The following is a 23,511-nucleotide window of genomic DNA, read 5'->3' as shown; positions in this document are numbered from 1 at the left end:
AACGATGCATAAACGGCTCGCATTCATCGACACACTGCGCGGCATTGCCGTGCTGGCCGTCCTGGTCCAGCACGTATTCGAGGTCATCCTGGAAAAGCACCCGACGGGTGTCTATTACGGGCCCCTCCACGACATATTCGGCTACTACATGAACTTTGGCCGGTTCGGCGTCGTGTTGTTCTTCTTCGTGAGCGGCTTCGTCATTCCGTTCAGCTTCCCGGACAGCGCCACGCCTGTGCGCGAGTTTACGATCAGCCGCTTCTTCCGGCTCTATCCGGCTTATTGGACTTCGATCGTTGTCGGGCTCGTGTCGGTGGAGCTGCTGGATTCGAAGAGTTTTCCGCTGGGGCAGATCGCCGCTAACGTGACGATGTTGCAGACTTTCGTGAACGTCCCGAATCTCTGGGTGTTCTACTGGACCCTGGCGATCGAACTCTTGTTCTACGTCGGATGCACCATTCTCTTTGCGATGGGGCTGCTCAACCGGCGCTTCACGGCGGTGACCATCGTCGTTGCCGCCGCGCTGGTGGGAACCACAGCTGCACTTTTCGTTGAGAGCAGGGCAGTGTCCTCGGTGATGGAGGTCGGCTTGAACCTCTCGGCGATGTTCCTGGGCAAGATCATCCGCGACACCGTCATTGGCGGCAAGCTGCGGTGGACGCATGTGACCGTCTGCACGCTTCTGTATGCGGTCTTCGCCGCCACCCTGTCCGACCGCCGGTTCGGCGGCGTGTATCACGAGAATTTCTTCTACAGTTATTCGATCGGATCGGCCTATATCTGCGCGGCGCTTGTCTTCATCGGCTTTGCCGTGTTCGGCGAACGGATGGCCTGGCGCCCGATGGCATTCGTCGGCGTGATCAGCTATTCGGTCTATCTGATGTCGCCGTTCGTGATTGTCTACGTCCATCGCCTGGTATGGTTCGGCGACGGACCCCTCGGATGGTCGATCTTCCTGGTCGTCATCCTGGCATTGTCGATCCTCGTCAGTTGGATGACATACACGTTCATCGAGAAGCCCAGCATTTCCTTCGGGCAAAGATTCCGCTCCGCGCGAAGAAAGCCTGTCGTCCTCGAGCCAGTGCTCAGCACCCAGGGTGCCGCAGAGTGATCAAGGCACCTCACCAGCCGGGCGCCGCCTATGACGGATCGTTCATTCCGTCGGTCCAGGGCCTGCGCGCCATCGCGGCGCTGAGCGTGCTGATGGACCATTTCTACGATATGCCGAAGGGCGGGATGTACGACATCCCGGATCCCGGCTTCCTGCCGCCGCTCTGGTCCTGGCTGCAATCGGTGATCAATGTCGGCGGGCACGGCGTCGAGCTGTTCTTCATGATCAGCGGATTCCTGATCCCGGCCAGTCTGATACGCCACGGTTCGCTGTCGCGGTTCTTCTTCGACCGCGTCCTGCGCATCATGCCGGTGTTCGTCGTGCTGCATCTTGCGCTGTTCGCGATCGGGCCGATCGTGGCCTACAAATTCTTCCGCGGGATCGATCTCACCAGCTATCTCGGGATCTTTGCGGCCAACCTGTTCTTCGTGCAGGACGCGCTCGGGTTGCCCATTGCCCAGCAGAATGCGTGGACGTTGACCTATGAGTGGGCATTCTACATCTGGTTTGCGCTGACATTCTCGATGTGGCGCGCTGGGGGCAGGCTGCTGGCGGCGCCTCTCATCCTGCTGGGCGTGGCCTGCCTGATGCGCTGGCCGATCACCGCGTTCTTTTGCATTGGGATGCTGTTCAGCGCGACGGGATTTCGCATTTCCATTCCCGGACGGCTCGGTCTGGTCGCAGGGCTCGTCTGCGGGGCCGCGCTGTATGCGAGCCTGGTGCTGTTTCATCCGTTCGTAGGGCTCATTCCCGGATTTCTACTGTTCGCCATGGTGCTCGCCCCGGAATCAGGCCTCGGGAAGGCCCTGAGTACGCCGGCGCTTCAATACATCGGCAAGATCAGCTACAGCCTCTATCTCGTGCACCCCTTCGTGCTCTTCCCCTTGCAGGTGGTTGGCCTGAAGCTGGTTGCCGCCGGCGTCGACCGCTGGCTGCTATGGGCGGCTTTCATCGGACTCGGGCTGGTGTTGTCACTGGCTGCAAGTGCGATCAGCTATGAACTGATCGAAGTCCGGCTGAGACGCTTGCTGGACGGCGCGTTCCGCAGCACGTTCTTTCGACCGCTGAAAGTGGGGCAATCGGCTTGAGAGAGCGCGTGTCGCGCTCACTTCACGGTACGACCGGCGAGCCTGTGATAGGATCCAAGCAACCGTTCGGCAATGTGATCCCAGTTCAGGGGCCCGGCCGCGGTCTGCCGCGCGCCGTCAGCCAACGTTGCGGCGAGTGAATTCGACGTCAGCACGCGCTCGAGTGCATCGGCGAGCGCAGTGGCATCGCCGGGAGGAACCAGGAGACCATTGACGCCGTCCGTCACGACGTCGGGAATGCCACCGGTGGCGCTGGCGACGACGGGACGCGCATTCCCATAGGCGGATGCGAGCACTCCGCTTTGTGATGCATCCTTGTAGGGCAAGGCAACCACTGTAGCAGATTGAAATAGACGTCCGGTATCCGCAGGTGAAATGTAGGCATTGATGGTCTTGACCGTCGGCATTGCCTCCATCCGGGCGCCGAGCCGTGTCATCTCGGGGCCGCGCCCGGCGACGATCGCTTCATGCGCGACACCGCGCTGGGCCAACATATCGATCGCGTCGATGAAGACGTCGAGGCCCTTGTAAGCCCACATCCGTCCAAAAAACAGGATGCGCCCGGGTTCCGGCTCAGTGAACGAGCTTTTGTCCGACGGAACCATGAGCACGCCGTGCATGCTGGAAACCGTTTCGCCCTTGAAGTCGGGCGTGGCGCGATGAAAATCGGCAATGCAGCTCTCGCCGTGCGTCGTGACGATCGAGGCGGCCGCACGCATGCGCCCGCGCCAGGCATCTTCACGGGGCGAGGTGCCGGAGCCGCCCTCCGAGTGCGGGATAGCATCGTGAACGGTCAGCACCAGGGGAATGCCGAGCGGACGCAGGAGCTGAATCAGCTTGGACGTGTAGATTTCAGGAACTTCGTGACAATGGATCACGTCCGGGCGAAAGGATATTATGTCGATGAACGAGGCAGGGATGCCAATTGCGCCGCCGCGCCGCAGGCTGAGGTCGCGAATTCGTGTCTCGAACGGCGCCGTCACGGCGATATCGGCAAGCTCCCATTGCTGGTTCGCGTCTTTGCGGTTGAGCACAAGCCGAACGTCGCAATGATGCGCCAATCCCGATGCGAGGCGGTAGGAATATTCCGCAAAATGCGGCGCGTAGATGGCCACGCGGAGGCGCTTGGCCATGCTAGTTCTTTCCGCTCCAGAGGTCGATCGGGAATGCATTCATCAAGGCACGATGATCAAGGTTAAGGCGCGCAGCTCCCCCCATCTCGCGACCTTCGTCAATACTCGTCGCAAACTCGACGGCGAACCGGCCGGTGCCCTCATAATAGTCATGATACTTGAACTCAGCCTCTCCGCTGCTCAGCCGTACGTATCGAGCCGGTATCCCGAATGCCTCTGCGACGATGATGCCGTGGAGCGAGCTGGCCAGAACCAGTTCAGCTTCGAGAATGGCGTCAATTCGCCGGTTCCAGGATCCCAGCGGTGAGACCACCGTATCGGCGGTGGGGTCGACGAGGTTCAAATCGTGCAAATTCGGAACAAACACCCACGGCTTCTTGGCAGTAGGGCGAAAACGATTTGGAAACAGCTGAGGGAGCAGCAACGCCGGGTCTCCGAAGACTTCGGGAACCGAGATGCCCCGGCGCTGCAGAACCTCCCGGGTACGGGGGCCGCGCACGGCTCGCACGTCCAAATTCTGCACGCGGTGGTTGAGGTCACCTTGGCCGGGGCGCCCGTTTACGCCGCTTCCCCAGATCACATCGCCATTTCGCGCGTAGTGGAGCACGGAGCCGATCGCGAACAAGCGCGCTTGCCGCGGCACCTCATCGGCGAGCGTATAGCCGAATTGCCGCAAGAGATGGTCAACGACAACAATCGAAAGATGATCACCGAAATTGATCGTTCCGTCGTCGGGACGCCAGTAGAACAAGTCCACGTGCGGATAGGGCAGTTGATGAATAAAGTCGCAGCCGACCTCGTTGATCAGCCGTCGTAGATTGCCTCGAAAATTCATGCTGCCTCGGATGTAGCTGCTTTCTTGCCGTAGTGTCCTCGTAAACAAGGCGACTATTGGACCATAGCAGCCAATGGCTCATCGACGAATGTCGACCTAACCCCGATTTGTGACAGGCTTCCAATTGCGCCACGAGATTATCAAGCCGCGCTCGATCGTTTCGGGCGTCATTTGGTCGGCGCTCGATTCCGCGGTTGGGCAGGCGCTCACGCTCGCAATCTACATGATCATGGCGCGGCTGCTGTCGCCGCAGATTCTCGGCATCGTGGCAACGGGAGCGCTGGCGCTCGAGTTCTGTCGGGCAGTCCTGATCGAGAGCATCGCGATTGCCGTCCAGGCGCGTCCCGATCCGAAGGATGAGGATTACACGGCCTCGTTTTGGCTCATCGCGGGCCTCTCCTTGTTTGCAGCACTCGCACTGTTCGCCTCGAGCGGCGCCATCGAACGATTCTCCGGTCTTTCGGATCTTGCAATCGTTCTCAAAGGATTTTGCATCGTGGTGGCCGTGCAAGGCCTGTCACGGACGCACGAAGCCTGGCTGACGCGCAATCAACTCTTTCGATCCCTCGCCATCCGTTCGATTTCTTCAATCTCGGTTGGCGGAGCCGTAGGGATCGCGCTGGCGATACAGGGGTACGGGGTCCTTGCGCTGGTCGGACAGCTCGTCTCGACTTCGTTGATCTCGCTGGTCAGCCTTTGGGTCTTGACGCCCTGGCGCCCTCGGCTCCGGGTCAGCCGGCAGGCTGTCATCGATCTCCTGAGCTATGCGCGTTACGTGGCGCTGACAGGAATCACGAACTTTGCCAATGCCAATTCCGATCTGATTTTCGTCACCTGGTATACCGGCGCCGCCGGCGCGGGCTTCTACAGCCTCGCCAAGCGCCTGGTCAACGCCGTGAGTACCGTGATCGGGAATGCGTTGAACCGCGTGTTCTTTGCGACCATCGCGGGCCTCCAGCATGACCGGGAAGCATCGCGTTCGACGCTGGTCGACTTCGTCAAGTACACGTCACTGCTGACGGCCCCGCTTTTCGCGGGCATAGCGGCTCTGGCACCGGATCTCGTCGTCGGTTTCTTCGGATCCAAGTGGGGCGAGGCCGCCCCTCTGCTCGCGATCATGTCGATCACCGGGTTCTTGACCACGATCGGCCTCTACAATCACTCGGTGATCCTGGCATTCGGCAAACCGCACTGGCAGACTTGGCTGACGCTGATCTACGCGGTTTCGAACATAGCGATCTTCATCCTCGCTGCGCCGTTTGGCCTCGTCGCGATCGCTGTCGGCTACGTCGCTCGCGCCTTGTTGCTGTATCCACTATCCGCGGGAGCCTCGATGCGGATCTTGGCGCTCGGCATCAGGCCCTATGCCGCGGCGCTGATGCCCGCACTTGCGGGCTCCGCGGTGATGGCATGCGCGGTGGTTGCTGCCTCTGTTACCATGCCGGCCACGTCGCCATGGCTGCGTCTCGCCGCGCTCGTGCTGCTTGGTTCTTCGGTCTATCTTGCCGTTGTCATGGCGGTCGCCCGGCCGGCGGTGCTGCGGATTTGGCAGGAAGTCTTGAGTCGTGTGCGGCGATCGTCCAAGACCTAGCCAGAACTCGGCCTGCACGCACCAGCTAGCTTGCGTTGGCCGCCTGTCTGGCCTCGGCAAGATCGAGCGGCTCGGGCTTCGGGACGCGGGCTGATCTTGCCCCGCCAGGCGCAAGCCGGTTGATCAATCTTCTAGCGGGATCTTCGACATAGCGATACGTCACGTCGGCAACGACTGTCAGAACGATGCAGCAGACCAATGCAAACACTGGAAACATGCTTGGCTGAAGTCCGAAATAGTGCCAGGCCGGCTTGAAAAGCAGGATCAACAGCACTTCGTGCACCATGTAGATCGCGTATGACGTGTTGCCGAGGCGGCCAAGCCAGTCGGAACCGGGAAACCGCGCGAAGGCGCTTTCTCCCGTGGCTGTGACGAGGATCGCGAGAGAGAACAGTATGATTGCAAGGTCGGGCTTGGCAAAGAAGTTGAGGACCAGGATCGAGACGGCAAACAGCGCTATTCCGGCGAATGCGACCGGCTTCTTGCGATAGTCGCTCGAGAGCCTGAACAGGACAGTCAGGAGAATCCCGTTCAGGAAGCTCGGAAGCGCCCGTAACATCCCGAAATCGAAAGTTGCCCCGTACATCTGTGAGCGCTCCTGCCAGATCGGCAGGTGAGCATGGGCAAGGATTCCATAAGAGAGCGCGACGATGATCGCGAGCATCAGCGGCGAGATCCTCCCGGCCAGCAGCATGAACAATGGGAATAATAGGTAACAGAACAGCTCGGCGCTGATGGACCAGGCCGGCGAGTTGAAGCTGAGATGATCTGTGATACCCCACGCCTGCACGAGGAAGAGGTTTTGAAGGAAATCCGTCCAGCTCGCGTGCGAGGTCGGACCGGATATGCCGATGAGAGCAAGGACCGCGAATATCAACAATGTGAGCAGATGCAAGGGGTAGATTCGCGCGATCCGCCTGACGAGAAAGCGCGCATAGGAGCGCAGGCCTGTCGAGGTTGAAGGATAGGAGTAGGAAATCACGAACCCGGACAGGATGAAGAACATGTCCACGAACAGGCCATAGGACCCGTTCCAGGCCGGTGAGATGCCCTTGTCGATCAGCTTCAGGTGGAAGATGAAGACCCCGAGCGCGGCGACGAAGCGGTAGAAGTCGAGAACGACAAAACGTCTTGCTTCACTGGCTTCCATCGGGCCTCGGAGTCCTTGCGCGGTTCGTTTCCCTTCTAGAGTCGAATTGTGACGCAAGTTCGCAAGCGCGCAGGCCGATGCGGAGCAATCGCGGCGGCCCGCCCGAATTCATGGGGCCTATCCAATTGCGAATGGCAGTCAGCTCTGCTCATCGATGAGGCAGGCGCGCGACAAACGAACAGAGCCGGGACCCTGCACGGTCCCGGCTCCCTTAGCGCTGTTGGCGCCCGTTTGGGCAGATTTCGCCGTGCTTAGACGAACACGAAGTCGTGGCTGGTCAGGCTGGAGACGTAGACGTTCTTCAGCAGAATCGAGTCGGTGGCCGAGAACGTGATGAGCGCGTTCGTGCCGGACTGCGTGAACTGGAGGTGGCTGTAGTCTTCCGCCAGCAGTTTCGAGATCGCGATCGTGTCGTGCGTCGTCCCGCTGCCGGCCTGGAAGTTGAGGATCTGGTCCTGGCCGTGGTCGTACGCGACGGTCGTCGAGTTCGGCGCCGCCGAGAACACGTCATTGCCGGCCCCGCCCTGGATCGTCACGCCGCTGGCGACGGCCGTGACGTTGTGGGTGCCATCGGTCTTGGTCTGATCGATGAACTGCAGCGCCTTGGCGGTGTCGTAGTTCTCGTGCTGTGTGAGGCCGGCCTGTCCGTTGAAGTTGAACAGGAAGACGTCCCTCGAGCCGTCGGCGTGGCTGGCGATCTCCTGGGTCTTGATGCCGGCGCTGTCATAGATGTCGGTCAGCTTGCTGCCGTCATTGTTGATGATCTGGGTATAGTCCAGAGTGCCGTCGGCGTGGGTCCTTGTGATCTCGACGATATTGCCCGAGGCATCGAGGTGCTGGTGCTGCGTCGTGTAGGACTGGCCTGTGATGTTGTAGTTCCAGTTGTCCGACGTGCCGTCGGCGTTCTTGATATAGGCAGCGGTCTTGATACCGCCGGTGTAGAGCGTGGTGGAATTGTAGCCGTCGCTCTTGGTCGTCACCTCGCTGGTGATAATTCCATTGGCGTCATACCAGCCCGAGGTCTTGGTGCCGTCGGCGCTCTGCACAAGGGTGAATGCCAGGCTGTCGTCGGCATGGGTCCGCACGATGTGCGTAAGGAAACCGGTGGTATCGTAGGTATCGTGCTCTTTCGTGTAGTTCTGACCGATGACGTTGAAGAGATAGACATCCCTCGTGCCGTCGGAGTGATAGTCTGTTTGTGTCTTCTTGACGCCTGAAGCGTCGTAATTGGTCACGACGCTGCCACCGTCGCTGCCGACGACCTGGGTATAGTCGAGCGTGCCGTCGGCGTGCCAGCGGGTCACCTCCGTCGTCTTGCCGGTCGGATCGAGATGCTGGTGCTGCGTGGCATAGCTCTGGCCGGTGATGTTGTAGGTGAAATTGTCTTGGCTCAGGTCGGCATTGGTGATGTAGGCCGCAGTTTTCAGGCCGTTGGTATAGACCGTTGTCGAGCTGTAACCGTCGGCCTTCGTGATCACCTCGCTGGTGAGGACCCCCTTTGCATCGTACCAGTCCGTCGTCTTGGTCCCGTCCTTGCTCTGCACCAGCTTGAACGCCATGCTGCCGTCCGCGTGCTTCCGGATCAGCGTCGTAAGGAAGCCGGTTGCATCATAGACGTCGTGTTCGGTCGTGTAGTTTTGGCCGGTGATGTTGAAGAGGTAGACGTCCTTGCTGCCATCAGCGTGGTACTCGGATTGTTTCGTCCGTACTCCCGTCGAGTCATAGATGGTGACGACGCTGCTCCCGTCGTTGTTGACGACCTGGGTATAGTCGAGCGTGCCATCCGCGTGCTTGCGGGTGACGGACGTGACCTTGCCGGACGGATCGATGTGCTGGATCAGCGTGGTGTAGCTCTGGCCGGTGATGCCATAGGCATAGTTGTCCAGACTACCGTCGGCGTTCTTGATGTAAACTTTCGTCTTGACGCCGTTGCTGTAGAGGGTTGTCGAGGCGAAGCCGTCGGCCTTTTCGACCACCTCGCTGGTGAGGCTGCCGGCGGCATTGTACCAGTTGGTCGTCTTGGTGCCGTCGGCGGTCTGCATCAGCTCGAAGGCCAGGCTGCCGTCGGCATGCAGGCGCGTCAGGGTCGTGAGGAATCCGGTCGAATCGTAGACGTCGTGCTGGGTCGTATAGTTCTGGCCCTTGATGCTGTACGTCCAGACATCCTTGCTGCGATCGGCATGGTAGGCGGTCTCGACCAGTTTCACTCCCGTGGCGCTGTACAACGTGATCACGCTGCTGCCGTCACTATTGTAGACTTGGGTCGAGTCCAGCGAGCCGTCGGCATGGCTGCGGATCACCGAAGTGACCTTCCCCGAAGCGTCGAGATGCTGCACCTGGGTGGTGAAGCTCTTGCCCGTGATGTTGTAGGTATAGTTGTCCTGCGAGCGGTCTGCGTTCTTGACGTAGGCGGCTGTCTTCACGCCGTTCGTGTAGAGCGTGGTGGAGTAATAGCCGTCGGACTTCTGGACGACTTCGCTCAGCAGGGTGCCGGCCGTGTTGTAGGTGTCGGTTGTCCGGGTTGCGTCGGTTCCGACATGAACGAATTTCGTCTGCACGCCGCCGGTGTAGCTGATCACGTCCTTGGAGCCGTCGCTGTAGACGACGGTGGTCGAGGTCGGCTGCCCGCTTGAATTGAGGCCGGTGTCGGATTTCGAGAGCAGCTTTCCGCTCGAATCGTAAGTCTTCGTGCTGGTCCAGGTCGCCGCCGAGTTCGTCACCGAGAACGTATATCCGCCCTGGATCTTCGAGAGCGCGTTGCCGTAATGGGCGATCATGTAGTCCATGGTCGCTTTCGAGGCGACCTGCAGGACGTGGGAGTCGGTCAGCGTGATGGTCTGCAGCGCCGTCGAGTCGCTCAGGTCGGACAGTTGCGGCACGATCTCCGCAGCCGTCCCGGTGACGCTGGTCCTTGTGTCCGGGGCGGGCGGCGTGGTCGGGGGCGCGTCGATCTCGATGATCACCGGGTGATCGCTGACCGGAATGGTGATGGTGCTGACGTCGGTGTAGCTGGCGATCGCCGTGGTTCCCGTCAGCGTGTCGTATACCTTCACGGTGTGATGGACGGCGCCGAGGTTCACCGTGACCGTCTGGGCCGCATTGGTCAGCTCGGTATCGGTGGAGTCGTTCCAGAGCTTTGGCTCGGCCCAGACGACGAGTTCGTAGGCGCCATTGCTCTTGCCGAGCACCATGCTGTTGCCGGTGGCCGGCATGTTGCTCAACGTGTAGTTCAATGGGTCAGTCGGCTGCAGGCCGCCCTTGCCGTCGTCGGCCAGAATGGTCGTCAGGTTGTGAATCGCCGTAGCGGCGAGCTTGGGCGTGCCGTCGGAGTTGAACAGGCCGAAATTGGCTTCGGGATTGGTGTTGGCTGCAGACGAGTCGCGGTCGAACAGCTCGTAGAGGTAAGTTGCACTCACGCCGGCCTTGTAGGCGACGACAAGCGTGTTCAGGATCGACTTGGCCTGCACCGTCTCGTTGGCGCCGAGATACTGGGTATTGTTTTGCGTGGTGTAGCCGGTTTCCGTGATGACGACAGGCTTTCCCGGAGCCGCGGCCATGACGGCGCTCAGCGTCGCCGCAATGGAGTTGCTCGGACTGAGGCCAGTGCTGACATAAGCGTGGGCGTTGGCATAGTCGACCGAGCCCGACATGTTGCCGAGCTGGCTGTAGCCCTGGGGATCGTTGTAGGCCAGTGACAGATTGTAGACAGGGATGCTGGCGAGCGTCGCGTTGGCATTGACGGCCTGATAGAGCGCACTCTGGAACTGGGCTGCGGCCGAGAGGCTCGAGCTGCCATTGTAGCTGAAGGGCTGGTGATTGGCCTCGTTGAGCCCCTCGATGGCGCTGATGCTGCCCGAATAGCTCGTCGCGAATTTATGGAGCGAGGCGATGTAGTTCTGCAACCCGACCGTACCGGACTGGGGCAGCGCAGACGATACCAGAAAGTCGAACTTGTAGCCGGCGGCGGCCAGGCCCTCGACGACTGGCTGCGCAGCGGGGTTCGTCCCCATCGCGTCGCGGAGATGGGTGACGCCGATATATTCGAGGCTGTCGGCCATCAGCGCGAGGTTGTTGTAGCCGGTCCATCCGAAACCGGCATGCGTGTTGACGCCGATGGAGTTGGTGAAGCCGCTGGCGGATAGGATGGTTTGATCGGGCATTGCACACTCGAGTTTCAGCGCGAACGAAATTGCTCGCAGGGGTTTGCGTCGAAGCTTCTCTGTCGAGTGTGAATTTCAGATAAAAATCGAAGCTACAAATCGCGAGTGAAATGCGGTTCCTTGTGCAGGAACAGCTCGACTCGTGTTGCAGCAGAATGTTGATGCGATGCCCGTGCAGGATGGCGTGAGAAAGGCGCTTTCAAGATTTCCACGATTTACGCTGCTGAATATATGCGCAAGCCGTGCGAGTTCGACCCAACGCTTCGGCTTGAGAGCGTGTCATACGAACGCGGCGCCTGGGAGTCGCGACCAAGTGAAGCGGCTCGTTGCCGAGTCCGACTCTTTCGTCTGCATCATCAGATTGCACAGGGAGTCGGCAGATGCCGTTTTTTCATGGGCGAGCAATCTGACAGATTTTATCGCGTTAGTTGTGTCCGTATTTTCCCGGATATGACCGCTTGGTTGGACCGGGGAGGCGCAATGGTTCCGTCCAGGAACTGAATCAGCGCCGTGGCCCAACGGCTCAATTGCTCGCTCGCTGTGTTCCGATCCATGCCGGTGCGGCGAATTAGTCGCGGCGGGCCAGCATCAGAAAATCTCCGCGCCAACCGACGATGGCCGTCGCGATTCCGGCGATCAAGATCTTGCCGGCAAGCCATGTCGCGGGCTCGGTCGGCATCGCGCCGAGTGATCCGATCAGGACGGCGGCCACCAGCGCCTGCGCGACCAGTGACCAGCGCGGGAATGCCTCGAACCGCAGGGTCGGACCGAGCGCAAACAGAATCGCTGCCAGCGTGGCGAGCGAAGCGCAGCCGACCGCTTGTCGCGGCGACAGGCCGGCCCAAACCGCGGCTAGCGCGACGGCCGCGACGATCGCGAGCTGGCCGGCCGCAACGACTACGAGCCTGGTCGCGAGCTTCTCCAGGTGCGGAACGACTGCGACGGTCGCCTGGAGATGCGTGTGCAGGAAATAGAAGGCGGCCACCATGGGCGCCGTCGTCAGGAAGCCGTCCAGGCTCTCCCGCGGCACCAGGATGCGAGCGGCATCCGGAATGAAGCCGACCAGTCCGCCGAGCAGCACGAGGGTCGTGCAGACCATGAACTCGAACATCCGCCGCGTCGATTGCACCGACTTCGTGACGGTTCCGCGCTCGAAATCCTTTACGACATCGGGATAGCTCACGGTGTGGATCGCTGCATTGAGGACCCAGAACGGGCGTTGCAGCAGGTCGAGCGCGATCGAAAACCCGGCGCCGGCGCCCGTCGCGCCCAGCCGGCCGATGATGATGAAGCGGAGCAGCACCGGCACCGACAGATGGATGACGGATGCACCCGCCGCGAGCATGCCGTAGCGGGCGAAGGTCTTCCAGTCGGCGAGCATCGTCTGCAACGAGGCGCGTTCCAGCGGCGTGCGGTAAGCGATGAGCCCCGCGACGAGCCCCAGCGTGTGTCCCAACGCAATCCCGAGCAGCGCGGCCTCAGCCGTTCCCCAAATCCTTCCTCCCACCGCGGCTCCCGCCAGAAGCGCGGTGGCACGCAGTGCGAGAAGAGAGGAGGCGACCCCCAGCCGGTCCGACAGGCGTACCGTCAGGAAATACAGATCCGTCACCCCCTGGAGCACGGATATGCCGAGGCCGAGCGCGATGATCCCTGCCGGCAGCGTGCTGGCCAGGAACGCGCAGCTTCCGACCGCTATCAGCGCGCCCGCACTCGACACGCCAGCTGCGAAGAGCGACCACCTCAGCCGGGCCGCCTCGTCCTCCCGGGCTGCTGCGAGAAAACGCAATCCGGCGAGCTGCAGCCACTCGAACATCAGGACGCAGAGCAATTGGCTCGAGGCCAGCGTGAGGGAAAAGCTGGTGTAGTCGGCAGCGGGCAAGAGATGGCTGACCGCGAAGATCAGGATGATCGCCGCGGCGCTTTGATAGAAATAGCCCGCCATCGCGAACAGGCGTGTCATCGCGGAATGAGGCGCTCCTTGCCGACGATGGCCGGACCTTTTGAGGCTTCAGTCGTTGCTGCGCGCACGTGCGACATCCGCTGCTCGCGCAATTGTTCATACAGATTCTTGTATGACGACAGCACGTCGGCAAATATCCACTTGCTGGTATCCGCAATGAGGCGCCGGCTGATCTCGTCGATCTTGTGGGGATCCGCCGCGACCTCCATCATGCTCTTGGCAAGCGATTTCGGGTCGGCTTCGGTCAGCCAGCCGGTCACGCCGTGCTCGATCACTTCGGGCATGCCGCCAAAGCGCGTTCCGAGCAGCGGCCTGCCGGCCGCCTTGGCGTCGGCGACGACGAGCGGACCAGGGTCGTGCCAGATCGAGGGGGCAATCACCACGTCGACCTGCTTGTAGAAATCGTCCGGCACCACGAATCCCATGAACTCGATACGCGCATCCGGCGCGAGCGCCCTGAGGCGCCGTTGTTCCTCGTCGCTGACGCGACCGGCGATCAGCATCCGGATGCGATCCCGGGGCAGCATGGCAAGTGCCCGCATCAGATTGTCGATGCCCTTTTCCTCGGTGAGCCGGCCGATGAATCCGAACGTCACCTCCGTGGTGCAGACCGGACGGGGATAGGGTTCGCGCGGCGGCTCCGTCGAGGCGTTGCGGATCACGGTGCGGATCGGCGTCTCCGCGAACATGCCCATGTCGGTATGGATCGACAGCACGCGCTCGCTCACGCCGACCACCGCGCTCAGCCAATGCGTCGCCCGCTTGCGATGGAAGGTCAGGATCCCGCAGCTCGTGCAGGTGTGCTCGCAGGAGCGCCCCTTGTCGAAGCGCGAGCAGCGCGGGCAGGTCAGATAATAATCGTGAAGCGTATGCAGCACCGGCACGCCGAGCTGGGCGGCAACGCGCCAGATCGCGGTGGTGAGACCCGACAGATTGTTGGAGTGCAGCACGTCCGGCTTGAAGGCCCGGATGCGCTCCGCGATCAGCGGCGCCTGCATCTGCCAGTCGTCGACCGCATGCCAGATGCTGCGCAGGACGGCGTTCTTCTGCTCCGTGAAGGGCCGATAGATGTTCTGGACCGGCGCGGAATGGACGTTGATGCCATTGCAGCTTTCGCGCTCCTGCCCAGGGGACGGTGCGGCCCGGATCACCTCGACCTCGTCTCCGCGCTGCACCAGGCCTTCGGCGAAGCGCCGCGCGAAGATCTCTGCACCGCCGACGATCTTGGGGGCCTGAGGCGTCGGATAAAGCGTGGACGTCAAAAGAACTTTCATCACTGAACCTCATGTTTTGCAAAAATAGCGCTTACCGTGCCGGCCTTATCTCCAGGGCGGGCATGGCACCGTTGCTCGCTGCAATGAGAACAGGCGTGGTCGAAACCGGAATCCAGGCACCGGACGCCGGTCTTGCGGCCGAGTCGCACGGCATCGCAAAGGTTGCGCCGTCCTGATCGCCCTTGATCCGGACCTCGTAACGCCGGTCGGGAGTCTCGGACCAGACCGCAACTCTGGCGCCGGACGTCGTCGTTGCATTGATCGACACGAGGCCGCTGGCGAGATCGCGTTTCTCGGCGCTCAGGCTGGAGCGGATGAAGGCCCAGGCGCCCTGGACCGCGCAGGCGACCGGCTTCGGCGAGTTGTCGAAACGATAGAGTCCGAAATTGTGCTCCAGGTCCGATGCATCCTTTCCACTGTCCTTGAGTTCGTAGAACCACATTCCTTTGAGCCAGCGCGCCGCGGTCGATGCCCACAAGATGAGCTGCGCACTATTGTCGGACTGGGCTTGCTCGCTGACGCCGCATTTATTGGTGGCAGCCGTGGTCCACCCGGTCTCGGTGACATAGATCGGAAAATCGGGGTTTCCGCTCGCCTGGCCGACCAGCCGGTGAAACGCCGTGAGCCTGTCGATGATTTCGGCCGAGGTGCGTTTGCTCGGGCCCATGCAGAAATTGTAGAGATGGATCGATGCGCCGTCCGCATATTGAAGAATGCCGGTCCGCAGCATCTTCTCGGTCCATGTCCAGCCCAGATCGTCGCCGAGCGCGCCGACCAAGAACGGCGCATTTGGCGCCATCCGCTTGACGACCGGCCGCGTGACCTCGGCGAGCGCCCGGTAGTTTTCCGGCGAGAACGCAGGATCTTTCTTCGCCGCCAGGTTCCATTCGTTCCAGAGCTCGAACAGCGGATGCTGCGCCACCACCGATTGCGCGGCCGCCGCCGCATAATCGGCGAACCGCTGCCGCGCCTCGTCGGTCGTCGGTGGCGAGGAATTCGGAACGAGATGATGGCCGAAGGCGAGGATCAGGAGAGGGCGCGCGACGCCGGACTTGACCTGCGCTTCGAGCCTGCCAAGTCTGGGTGTGAAGCCCATCCGGCGTCCCCCAACCTCGAACTCGGACCAGGGAAAATCATCGCGAAAGGAATTGAGACCGAGTTGCTTGATCTGGGCGACGTTTTCCGAAGGCACGTATCCGCGCGCGCTCACCGGGCCACCCAGGCCCTGATGCGTGCCGACCCCCAGCAGGAATCGGGCATCGAGCGGTTGCGCCTGCTGGGCGCAGACCGAGGCCGGCAGAAGGACCGATGCGATGAGGCTGGCGAGGCGGAGACTGTCGCGAACCAAGGTGCGTGGGACTAGTGGAGCCATCAGAAATTCTTGGAGAGATCCGATTGCAGCCCCGCCTTGGCCTCGATCGGTGTCTGGTCGTTCTGCAGCAGCTCGAGATAGACCTGCTGCAACTGCCCATGCGTCTTTTGAACGTCATACAGCTGCTTGAACCGGTCGTAGCCGCGCTGCCCCAGCACCTTGAGATCGAAATCGAGCGCCCGCCGAAAGCCGTCCACCAGCGGTTGAACGGCGACAGGCTCGCAAAGCACGCCGGTGACGCCGTCGACCACGATCTCGGGCAGTGCTCCACTGCGGAATGCCAGGATAGGCTTTGCTGCGCGCATCGCTTCCAGGGCAACGAGGCCGAAGGCTTCCCATCGCGACGGGATCACGACGAGATCGGCGGCCTCGAGCTGGGTCTCGATGGTCGGGCGGTCGAGCCAGCCGAGCAGGGACACGTTGGACGGTACGCTCGGGCCTTCGTATTTGTTGACGACGGAGGCGCCGATCATGCGGATATCAACCACGTCTTCGAGCGCGCGCGCCGCCTCGATCAGGAGATCAAAGCCCTTCTGACGGTCGAGGCGTCCGATGAACAGAACCTTGACCTTCTTGGAAGTCCAGTCTGCCGCGACGGGCTGCGGCGAGCGCGTCTTCGAGATGCCGTTATGGACGAGGGTGAGGCGGTCGGCGGGAATTCCGGCGCGGACGGCTTCGTTGAACTCGTCGCCGGAGATGCAGATGATCCGGTCCGACGTTCGTGCGAGAAGGTTCTCCGCCGCCTTCGTCACCACGTGGCTGAGGCGGCCGGTCTCGCGCGAAAACGCCCAGCCGTGCGGGCAATAGACGACGCGTGGTCCGTCCGAGCGGGCTGCAAGCGCGGGGCGGAGCACGAGGCCCGCGAACGAGGAATGCAGGTGTACGACATCAGGGCGGAAGGCATCCAGCGCCTGCATGCTCGCACGAAACATCTGGAATAGTCCGGCGATGCTGCGGCCGGATCGCTCGAACGTCGTAATCTGGTTGTCGTCGATCCCGGGGAGATCGCGACGATGATCCGAAGGCACGACGTAGTGCACGTTGTCCGCGCCGAAGCTTGCCTGTTGCTGAGGATGCAACTCGTTCAGATAGCTCGCAATCCCGCCCCGAATCGTCTCTGCGACGTGCAGCACTTTCATCGGATGCCTTGCATAGGGCTGCGTCGGAGAGCCGGACATCGTGTATCCCTGTTCTGTGTTCGCTAGTGCGAAACACAGTTCCTCGAATACGTAGCGATATTGGGGCAGCGATGTGGTGATGTTGCGCCAAGCCCATTGCGCGCGCGATTGTCACGGGAATGAAACATTTCGTGGAACAACGCTGGGGCGTCCGCGTTGCACCCAGTTGCAAATCGTTTGTGCGAACACCGATGCGCGCGATAGGTGAAGTGCATTGAACTTCAAGCAGCACTGGCAACGCTAGCCGGTGGTGCGAGATGGTCGAGCAGAGACTTGGCCGACTTTTGCCACGAATAAAATGCGACGCGTTCCTGCTGCCGTCGCCGTTCCTGGTCCGAGATTGCGCCGGCTGCCAATCTTTCGAGCATGAGTTGCTTCAATGCTTCGGCATCATTGGCGTCAAAATACGCAGCCGCATCGCCGCACGTCTCTACAACCGCATCAGCCGTCGAGGCGATGACCGGGCAACCGAAGATCATGGCCTCGAGTGGCGGCACGCCAAAACCCTCATAGAGCGAGGGAAACACGAATGCCGATGCATGCGCATAGAGCGCGGCGATCTCGCTGTCCGTCAGTCGTCCGGCCAGCAGCAGCCCGGAAACCCCGTCAGCCGAATTATCCTGAAAGACCTTGCTGTTATCTCCTCCGACGATGACCAGCGGAACGTCTTCCCGATCGAGCAGCTGAACAGCGCGGATCGCCACGGCCAGATTCTTGTTCTTGGTCTTCGAGCCGACGAAGAGGAAGAACTTCTGCTGCCGAACGCCCAGTCTGGCAAGAATCCCGGGATCGGGCTTCGTCGCCGCGAAGTGTTCGGCGCTGTTGGGAAATACCGGAATGCGCGATGCCGATAAATTCAGCACTTGGGCAAGCTCTCGGCGGGAAAAGGCCGACACTGTTGCGATGGCTGCGTTGCGGGCGAGCAGTCGCCCCATTGTCCGATGGACGGTCAAATAGCGCCAGTTGAAGAAATCCGGCCTGCGAAAGACCTGAGCGTCGTGAATCACGACAATGTGGTCGCGATGGAGGACGGGGCCGGAATTGGCCAGACTGATCAGACGGCCCCCTGCCGCGGCGCGCGCCAGATCGATTTGGTCCCAGGCATGACCACGCAAGCGGCCGACGGTGCGGATCTTGATTCGGTGGAGATCGAGGCCCTCGCTTGCATCCGCCGGTGTCAGCAACTGCCAATCCGCATTCCGCAGCGAGGCAGCAGTTTGCTCCGACGCCAGGAGCGCGTCGATCGCCTTGACCATTTCAGCGGCATAACGCTGAACGCCAGTGAGCTTTTGCGACAGAAACCGGCCGTTGATGAAGAACTTCAATTGGCTACCATGGGGTTCATCGGCTTTCGGGTGGTGGACGGGCCCCACAGGAGCAATCGTTAGGTACGGAAATATGACGCTGCGCTCCGCCCGGCGCCAAAACGCTTCGACTGCACGAGGGGCGCCGCCTTGCTGCGTGTGGGGGCGCGGTGTAGATGTCGGCCATGAGTGACGATACCCACACTCTCCGCAGCGGCGGACTTACCACCACCATCAAGGCGCACGGCGCCGAGCTGTGTTCGTTGAGGGACGCCACCACCGAATTCGTCTGGCAGGCGGGACCGGAATGGCTGCGCCATGCGCCATTGCTGTTCCCGATCGTCGGGCGCCTCGCCAAGGACGAGTTGCGGCATCGGGGCAAGACCTACCGGATGACCCAGCACGGCTTTGCGCGCGACAGCCGCTTTGCGTGGACGGAGCGCGGCGAGAGCCGCTGCGCGCTGGTGCTCGAGGACAGCGAGACGACGCGTGCGCTCTATCCGTTCGCGTTCCGGCTGACCGCAACCTATACGCTCGACAGCGCCGGCCTCGATCTGACGCTCACGATCGCCAACACCGGCAAGGAGACATTGCCGGCTTCGATCGGCGGTCACCCCGCGTTCAACTGGCCGCTCCAGCCGGGACTTGCCAAGGAGAGCTATTCGCTGACCTTTACGAGCGCGGAATCGTCTCCCGTCCGCCGCCTCGATGGCGGATTGCTGCGCGTGGCAACGGAGCCGAGCCCGGTCAAAGGTGCGGTGCTCCCTTTGTCCGAAGCCCTGTTCACCGACGACGCCGTCATTTTCGACCGGATCGAGAGCAACGCGGTCCGCTATGCCGCGCCCACCGGCCCCTGGCTCAAAATGTCCTGGCGCGGCTTTCGCGAGCTTGGGGTCTGGTCGAAACCATCTGGCGCGCCGTTCCTCTGCATCGAGCCCTGGCGCGGTTATGCCAGTCCGGCCGGATTCGACGGCGAGTTCAGCGACAAGCCCGGCCTGATGCACATCGCACCAGGAGCCGAAGAGCAATTGTCGTTCCGGATCGAGGTCGGACCGTCCTGATGCCCGGAAGGCGGCCGCGCGCATCCGTTGCGGACCGAGCGACGGCCCTCAGACTTCGATCCGCGTGAGATCCTCGCCGAGCACGACAGGGCCCGAATAGTCCTGCCTGACATCTTCGAGCAGCGCGTTCAGCATGGCATCGTTGGTGCGCGGCCGGTGATGGGTCAGCGCGAGCTTCTTGACGCCGGCCTTGGCCGCCACCTTGCCGACGGTGTCGCCGCAGGCGATCGTGAATTTCGCAAGGCGGCGAAGGTGCTCGTTGTTGATCTCCGGCGTTGCGAGGAAACAGCACTGGACTAGCAGGTCGGCCCCCTGTGCCAGCCGCTCGAGCCCGGGGCAGGGGACTGTGTCGCCGGAAATTGCAATCACCTTGCCCTCCGCTTCGAAGCGGTAGCCGAGACACATCCATCGCGCCAGGAAGGCCGGCTGCATGTCGAGGCCATCGCCATGCGAGACCAGCTCGGCGCTGATCTTCCAGCGTCCGGTGTCGAGAACGGGACCCGGTATGATGTCCGTCGCGACGACGGGTTTCCAGCCGCCAAGGGTCGGCTCGCCCTGATCCCGCCAGGCGATGTCCTTGTCGTAGACCTGCGTGATCAGCGCGTTGACGAGCCGCTCGGTATCCGGCGGTCCATAGACGCGCAGCGCGTCCTTGCGTCCGTGCATCCATGAATTCAGCATCACATCGTAGAGGTCGCCGATGTGGTCGAAGTGATGGTGCGTGAGAAAGACCGTGTTGATCGCGCCGAGGGGAACGCCGGCCTTGCTGAGCTGCAGCACGACGCCGCGGCCAGCGTCGAACAGGATATTCTCGTCACCGAGCTTGATCAGCGTGGTCGTCGCCATGCGGCGCGGGTCCGGCCGCGGGCCGCCGGTGCCGAGCAGTATGACCTCCATGATGCCCACTCCAGCGTGAAGACTCTTCACAGTAGATACGAAGGCGGCCATGAAGCAAGCCGCACCGGAGTGGCAGAGCAATCGCATATGGGAGCGATCTCGCCTGTGGCCATCCTTCGAGACGCCCGCCTTCGGCGGGCCCTCAGGATGAGGACCGAGTGCGCAGCGCCAGTTTCAACGAGCACAATGATAGTTAGCCTCATCCTGAGGAGACCGCGAAGCGGTCGTCTCGAAGGACGAGGCGTGCCCACAGATCCCTCAAAGCGCCATAAGCGATAGCCCTGGGGCGGGTGAGGTAGGGGCCTCGTTCAGCTCATGCCGGCCGCAGTGGCGGCGATGGCTGGCCGGAGGCTTGACCGGCCCGACGGCGCCATTGTCAGGCGATGCGCCAGGTCCTGCGCGCGCCGTTCGACCAGATGCCATGTCGCGCGGGCGACGAGATAGCTCAGCGCGGCGGTGACGGCATAGGCGACGAGCAGTGAGATCAGCCCGTCCGCGAGCGGCCAGAGCTGACGCAGGCCATAGATCACCGCGAAGTGCGACAGGTACATCGAATAGGAGTTGCGGCCGAGCGCTTCGAGCGGATGGAAGCGGACGGCAAGCTTGATGCAACCTGTCACCAGCGCGGCGAGCACGAGATTGATCATGAGATAGTTGAATTCATGCGAGCCGGTGGCGCGGTCTGCGACGAAGGACAGCGCGATGAAGACGGCGAAGATCGCGGCGTCGGATCTGGTGAAGCCGTCGCGCAGCGAGAAGAACAGCGCGCATCCGATCAGGAACACCGGAAGCTGGTTCAAAAAGCTGAGATGCAGCGTGGTCCAGACGAACCCCTCGTGGCCGGGACCGTAATAGGCCGAGAACAGCGCGAAGGCCCACGGTTTGAACAGGCAGACATTGACGAGATGCAGCACGATCGCCAGCGCGAGATAGAGATGACGGCGCGACCCGAACGCGGTGATCAGAAGCGGGAAGACGAGATAGAAGGTCATCTCCGCCGCGATCGACCAGTCGCCGGGCACCACGCTGTTGACGCTGTCCGGCCAGAAGCCGTGCAGGAACGTCGCGGTCAGGATCACTTGAACCGGCCCGATACCACCAGGCGCATTGTCGCTCGGCCCGGTGCCGTTGATGGCGAGGTAGATCGGGATCGCGAGCCAGAACAGCGGCGCGATGCGAAGGAAGCGCCGGATATAGAACTTGCGGGTCGGATGCGTCTCGCCGCTGCGCTGCGTCCACATCAGGCACATCGTCATGGCGCTGACGAAGTAGAACACGTTGACGCCGGTCCAACCGCACATGAAGGCGAAATCGACGGGGCGGATGTTCGACGGAAATACCTGCGAGACGTGGATCGCCATCACGCCGGCGATGGCGAAGCCGCGCAGCAGGTCGAGCGTGTGCGACCGAGCGACTGGCGGGGTGCCCAGTTCGGTTCGGCCGGCAGCCAATCGGGTCTGCTCCTGCATCACGCCTGCTCCGTGGTTCTCATCGTGCAGGCCAGACAATAGAGGCGCAGGAGGGCTTTCCGAAGCCGAAGGCTTTCTTTACGTTAACCGGCGGGGGCCCTGCGGCGAAAGTGCGGGACCGCTCACCACGGCAGCGGCTCTCCTGCGCTTTGATGCGCCGAATGAGAATTGTGGGCCAATTCATACTTAATGCGTCAAGACCATGACCAATATTGTTTGCGCGTCGCAAGGCGCCTAATACTCAGGCGGTTAATTTCGGGAGGCTCGAGCAAGTCGTGAATGTCCGTTCACATGACAGCGCATTGCGCGGCGGCTTGAATTTCCAAGGCGGGCCGCAGGCCATCCGAGGCGGGCCGCAGGCCATCCAGGGCGGGCCGCAGGCAGACAGGACACCCAAGACCGTGGTTGACTCCGCACCTCGGGAATTGCGTCCGGCCGGCCGCGAGCGGCTGATCGTCGTTGAGGACGATCCGGTGACGCGGACCATGCTGGTCTGCTATTTCAGCGACAACAATTTCGACGTCGTCGGCGCCGGCTCCTGCGCGGAATGCCGGCAGGCGCTGCGCGGCCGCACCGATCTCATCTTCCTCGACGTGCAGCTGCCCGACGGCGACGGCTTCGAGCTCGCCAAGGAGATCCAGGCGACCAGCAACGCCGGCATCATCTTCGTGACGCGCCGCGACACCGACGTCGATCGCATCCTCGGCCTCGAGATCGCCGGCGACCATTACGTCACCAAGCCGATCAATCTGCGCGATCTGCTCGCGCGCGCTCGTAGCGTGCTGCGGCGGCGCTCGCTCGACCGCAAGGCGGCGCGCAACCACAATTCGATCGCCTTCGGCGACTGGATCATCGACTTGACCCGGCGCGAATTGCTCGGCAGCGACGGCAAGCCGGTGGCGCTGACGCGCGCCGAGTTCGATCTGCTCGCCGCGCTCGTCGGCGCCGACGGACGGCCGCTCAGTCGCGACTATCTGATCGAAGTCGTCAGCAACCGCCAGGCCGAGGTCGACATCCGTACGGTCGACGCGCTGGTGGCGCGGCTGCGCCGCAAGCTCATCGGCAGCGGCACGCCCGTAATCGCGACCGTGACCGGCGTCGGCTACAAGCTCGCGCTCAGCGAGCGGCTGTAGGGTATCGTTTCAACGTGATGCGATGCGCTTCCATTTCGCCGCGATGCGCGCCTTGATCTGGCTGACCTTGGCCTCGTGGGCCGCCCAATAGGCGCGGCTGGCGGCCGCGGTGCCTTGTCGATAGCGGGCATAGACGGCTTTGGGCTGCACTGACAGCTTCGGGCGGCTCGCCGGCTTTGCCGGAGCCGCAGCCGCGATCGGGGGCGCCGGATCCGGAACAGCCGTCGCTTCGGCTCCGGCCAAGGTCGAATTCATGGCGGCAAGGCGGTTGCGGGCCCGGTTGCAATAGACCTGCGACCGCGGCGTCATCGCTTCCTCGCCATGGCCTGCCCGGTACTTCATGAGGGTGCGGCAGATGTCCCCGCCGGCCAGACGCCAGGCCTGGCTGAGATAAAGCACCCCGTAATGGATGTTGATGTCGGGTTCGGCGAGTTCCGCCTCGCTGCCCCGAAAACCCAGCATCGCCGCCGTCTCGGGCCGAACCTGCATCAGGCCGATCTCGCCGACGCTGCCGATGACGGCCGAATTGTAGCCGCTTTCGACGAAGACGGCCGCTTCGGCGATATCGGCCGGCAAATTGGTGCTTGCGGTCTCTCTCTCGATGATCTTCCGGATCAGGGCCCGGGATGACGGCGTTTCGCCTGCGCCGAGCTCCGTGTTGCCGTCTGCGGCGTGCGCGCAGAGCGGGGCCGACACCAGCAGGGCGACCGCCACGGTCCGCCACGCCGCGCAAAGATGCAAGCCTGCCCGATCCCACAACATCGCTCCGTCATAGTGCGCCGGAGTTAACAAACC

The 23,511-nt window shown here is 62.2% G+C and carries 17 protein-coding genes; 5 read left to right on the top strand and 12 right to left on the bottom strand.

Annotated elements, in window-relative coordinates:
• Nucleotides 1–4: 4 nt before the first annotated feature.
• Both AC066S_RS11405 and AC066S_RS11400 read left to right on the top strand, forming a co-directional pair.
• Entirely contained in the window at nucleotides 5–1,111 is a 1,107-nt protein-coding gene (locus AC066S_RS11405) for an acyltransferase family protein (protein WP_478269689.1), read from the top strand.
• On the top strand, nucleotides 1,108–2,199 hold the full coding sequence (locus tag AC066S_RS11400) for an acyltransferase family protein (protein ID WP_126260562.1): 1,092 nt from the start codon (nucleotides 1,108–1,110) through the stop codon (nucleotides 2,197–2,199). Before AC066S_RS11405 ends, AC066S_RS11400 begins: the two co-directional genes overlap by 4 nt.
• A 17-nt stretch (nucleotides 2,200–2,216) precedes the next feature.
• Here AC066S_RS11400 and AC066S_RS11395 read toward each other — a convergent pair whose 3' ends face one another.
• Together AC066S_RS11395 and AC066S_RS11390 are read right to left on the bottom strand one after the other, a co-directional pair.
• Nucleotides 2,217–3,332, bottom strand: a complete 1,116-nt coding sequence (locus AC066S_RS11395; RefSeq protein ID WP_235884988.1) for a glycosyltransferase family 4 protein — start codon at nucleotides 3,330–3,332, stop codon at nucleotides 2,217–2,219.
• A 1-nt stretch (nucleotide 3,333) separates the two neighbouring features.
• A complete protein-coding gene (locus tag AC066S_RS11390; protein ID WP_135167708.1) occupies nucleotides 3,334–4,167 on the bottom strand; it encodes a polysaccharide pyruvyl transferase family protein in 834 nt (277 codons plus the stop codon).
• A gap of 109 nt (nucleotides 4,168–4,276) precedes the next feature.
• Here AC066S_RS11390 and AC066S_RS11385 point away from each other — a divergent pair, with 109 nt between their 5' ends.
• Nucleotides 4,277–5,758, top strand: coding sequence for a lipopolysaccharide biosynthesis protein (locus tag AC066S_RS11385; RefSeq protein ID WP_235884989.1), 1,482 nt, complete (start codon nucleotides 4,277–4,279; stop codon nucleotides 5,756–5,758).
• A gap of 25 nt (nucleotides 5,759–5,783) precedes the next feature.
• On the opposite strand, the gene AC066S_RS11380 is transcribed toward AC066S_RS11385, so the two are convergent.
• The 7 genes from AC066S_RS11380 to AC066S_RS11350 all read right to left on the bottom strand — a co-directional run bounded on the left by AC066S_RS11380 (nucleotide 5,784) and on the right by AC066S_RS11350 (nucleotide 18,177).
• Nucleotides 5,784–6,908 (bottom strand): acyltransferase family protein, encoded by a 1,125-nt coding sequence (locus AC066S_RS11380; RefSeq protein ID WP_126260558.1) that lies wholly within the window; start codon nucleotides 6,906–6,908, stop codon nucleotides 5,784–5,786.
• A gap of 251 nt (nucleotides 6,909–7,159) precedes the next feature.
• Nucleotides 7,160–11,068 carry an RHS repeat protein gene (locus AC066S_RS11375; protein WP_478269688.1) on the bottom strand — a complete coding sequence of 1,303 codons (3,909 nt, stop codon included), beginning with the start codon at nucleotides 11,066–11,068 and terminating at the stop codon, nucleotides 7,160–7,162.
• Nucleotides 11,069–11,636: 568 nt separating this feature from the next.
• Complete coding sequence (locus AC066S_RS11370) at nucleotides 11,637–13,028, bottom strand: hypothetical protein (protein ID WP_126260556.1); 1,392 nt, start codon at nucleotides 13,026–13,028, stop codon at nucleotides 11,637–11,639.
• On the bottom strand, nucleotides 13,025–14,302 hold the full coding sequence (locus AC066S_RS11365) for a glycosyltransferase family 4 protein (protein ID WP_126260555.1): 1,278 nt from the start codon (nucleotides 14,300–14,302) through the stop codon (nucleotides 13,025–13,027). The genes AC066S_RS11370 and AC066S_RS11365 overlap by 4 nt, the downstream gene beginning before the upstream one ends.
• 31 nt (nucleotides 14,303–14,333) lie before the next feature.
• The gene (locus tag AC066S_RS11360; protein ID WP_126260554.1) at nucleotides 14,334–15,674 is read right to left on the bottom strand and encodes a hypothetical protein; all 1,341 of its coding nucleotides are present in this window, start codon (nucleotides 15,672–15,674) and stop codon (nucleotides 14,334–14,336) included.
• Nucleotides 15,674–16,852, bottom strand: a complete 1,179-nt coding sequence (locus AC066S_RS11355) for a glycosyltransferase (protein ID WP_478269687.1) — start codon at nucleotides 16,850–16,852, stop codon at nucleotides 15,674–15,676. Before AC066S_RS11355 ends, AC066S_RS11360 begins: the two co-directional genes overlap by 1 nt.
• Before the next feature lie 221 nt (nucleotides 16,853–17,073).
• Nucleotides 17,074–18,177, bottom strand: coding sequence for a glycosyltransferase family 4 protein (locus AC066S_RS11350; protein ID WP_478269686.1), 1,104 nt, complete (start codon nucleotides 18,175–18,177; stop codon nucleotides 17,074–17,076).
• A gap of 164 nt (nucleotides 18,178–18,341) precedes the next feature.
• On the opposite strand from AC066S_RS11350, the gene AC066S_RS11345 reads away from it, so the two are divergent.
• Nucleotides 18,342–19,217, top strand: a complete 876-nt coding sequence (locus tag AC066S_RS11345; protein ID WP_478269685.1) for an aldose 1-epimerase family protein — start codon at nucleotides 18,342–18,344, stop codon at nucleotides 19,215–19,217.
• A 48-nt stretch (nucleotides 19,218–19,265) separates the two neighbouring features.
• On the opposite strand, the gene AC066S_RS11340 is transcribed toward AC066S_RS11345, so the two are convergent.
• Both AC066S_RS11340 and AC066S_RS11335 read right to left on the bottom strand, forming a co-directional pair.
• Entirely contained in the window at nucleotides 19,266–20,114 is an 849-nt protein-coding gene (locus tag AC066S_RS11340; RefSeq protein ID WP_126260550.1) for an MBL fold metallo-hydrolase, read from the bottom strand.
• A 308-nt stretch (nucleotides 20,115–20,422) separates the two neighbouring features.
• Complete coding sequence (locus AC066S_RS11335) at nucleotides 20,423–21,583, bottom strand: acyltransferase family protein (RefSeq protein WP_478269684.1); 1,161 nt, start codon at nucleotides 21,581–21,583, stop codon at nucleotides 20,423–20,425.
• Between the two features lie 275 nt (nucleotides 21,584–21,858).
• Here AC066S_RS11335 and AC066S_RS11330 point away from each other — a divergent pair, with 275 nt between their 5' ends.
• On the top strand, nucleotides 21,859–22,716 hold the full coding sequence (locus tag AC066S_RS11330) for a winged helix-turn-helix domain-containing protein (RefSeq protein ID WP_478269683.1): 858 nt from the start codon (nucleotides 21,859–21,861) through the stop codon (nucleotides 22,714–22,716).
• A 9-nt stretch (nucleotides 22,717–22,725) separates the two neighbouring features.
• On the opposite strand, the gene AC066S_RS11325 is transcribed toward AC066S_RS11330, so the two are convergent.
• A complete protein-coding gene (locus tag AC066S_RS11325) occupies nucleotides 22,726–23,478 on the bottom strand; it encodes a transglycosylase SLT domain-containing protein (protein WP_478269682.1) in 753 nt (250 codons plus the stop codon).
• Nucleotides 23,479–23,511: the final 33 nt, after the last annotated feature.

This window comes from Bradyrhizobium sp. CFUWI (assembly GCF_056429085.1).
This window is presented reverse-complemented; position numbering and strand designations above follow the sequence as displayed.

Excerpts from the sequence above, each read along its gene's own strand:
- AC066S_RS11355 (WP_478269687.1), bottom strand. The coding sequence starts at position 16,852 with ATGTCCGGCTCTCCGACGCAGCCCTATGCAAGGCATCCGATGAAAGTG.
- AC066S_RS11335 (WP_478269684.1), bottom strand. The coding sequence starts at position 21,583 with ATGCAGGAGCAGACCCGATTGGCTGCCGGCCGAACCGAACTGGGCACC.
- AC066S_RS11325 (WP_478269682.1), bottom strand. The coding sequence starts at position 23,478 with ATGTTGTGGGATCGGGCAGGCTTGCATCTTTGCGCGGCGTGGCGGACC.
- AC066S_RS11345 (WP_478269685.1), top strand. The coding sequence starts at position 18,342 with ATGAGTGACGATACCCACACTCTCCGCAGCGGCGGACTTACCACCACC.
- AC066S_RS11365 (WP_126260555.1), bottom strand. The coding sequence starts at position 14,302 with ATGAAAGTTCTTTTGACGTCCACGCTTTATCCGACGCCTCAGGCCCCC.
- AC066S_RS11380 (WP_126260558.1), bottom strand. The coding sequence starts at position 6,908 with ATGGAAGCCAGTGAAGCAAGACGTTTTGTCGTTCTCGACTTCTACCGC.
- AC066S_RS11360 (WP_126260554.1), bottom strand. The coding sequence starts at position 15,674 with ATGGCTCCACTAGTCCCACGCACCTTGGTTCGCGACAGTCTCCGCCTC.
- AC066S_RS11340 (WP_126260550.1), bottom strand. The coding sequence starts at position 20,114 with ATGGAGGTCATACTGCTCGGCACCGGCGGCCCGCGGCCGGACCCGCGC.
- AC066S_RS11370 (WP_126260556.1), bottom strand. The coding sequence starts at position 13,028 with ATGACACGCCTGTTCGCGATGGCGGGCTATTTCTATCAAAGCGCCGCG.
- AC066S_RS11405 (WP_478269689.1), top strand. The coding sequence starts at position 5 with ATGCATAAACGGCTCGCATTCATCGACACACTGCGCGGCATTGCCGTG.
- AC066S_RS11375 (WP_478269688.1), bottom strand. The coding sequence starts at position 11,068 with ATGCCCGATCAAACCATCCTATCCGCCAGCGGCTTCACCAACTCCATC.
- AC066S_RS11395 (WP_235884988.1), bottom strand. The coding sequence starts at position 3,332 with ATGGCCAAGCGCCTCCGCGTGGCCATCTACGCGCCGCATTTTGCGGAA.
- AC066S_RS11390 (WP_135167708.1), bottom strand. The coding sequence starts at position 4,167 with ATGAATTTTCGAGGCAATCTACGACGGCTGATCAACGAGGTCGGCTGC.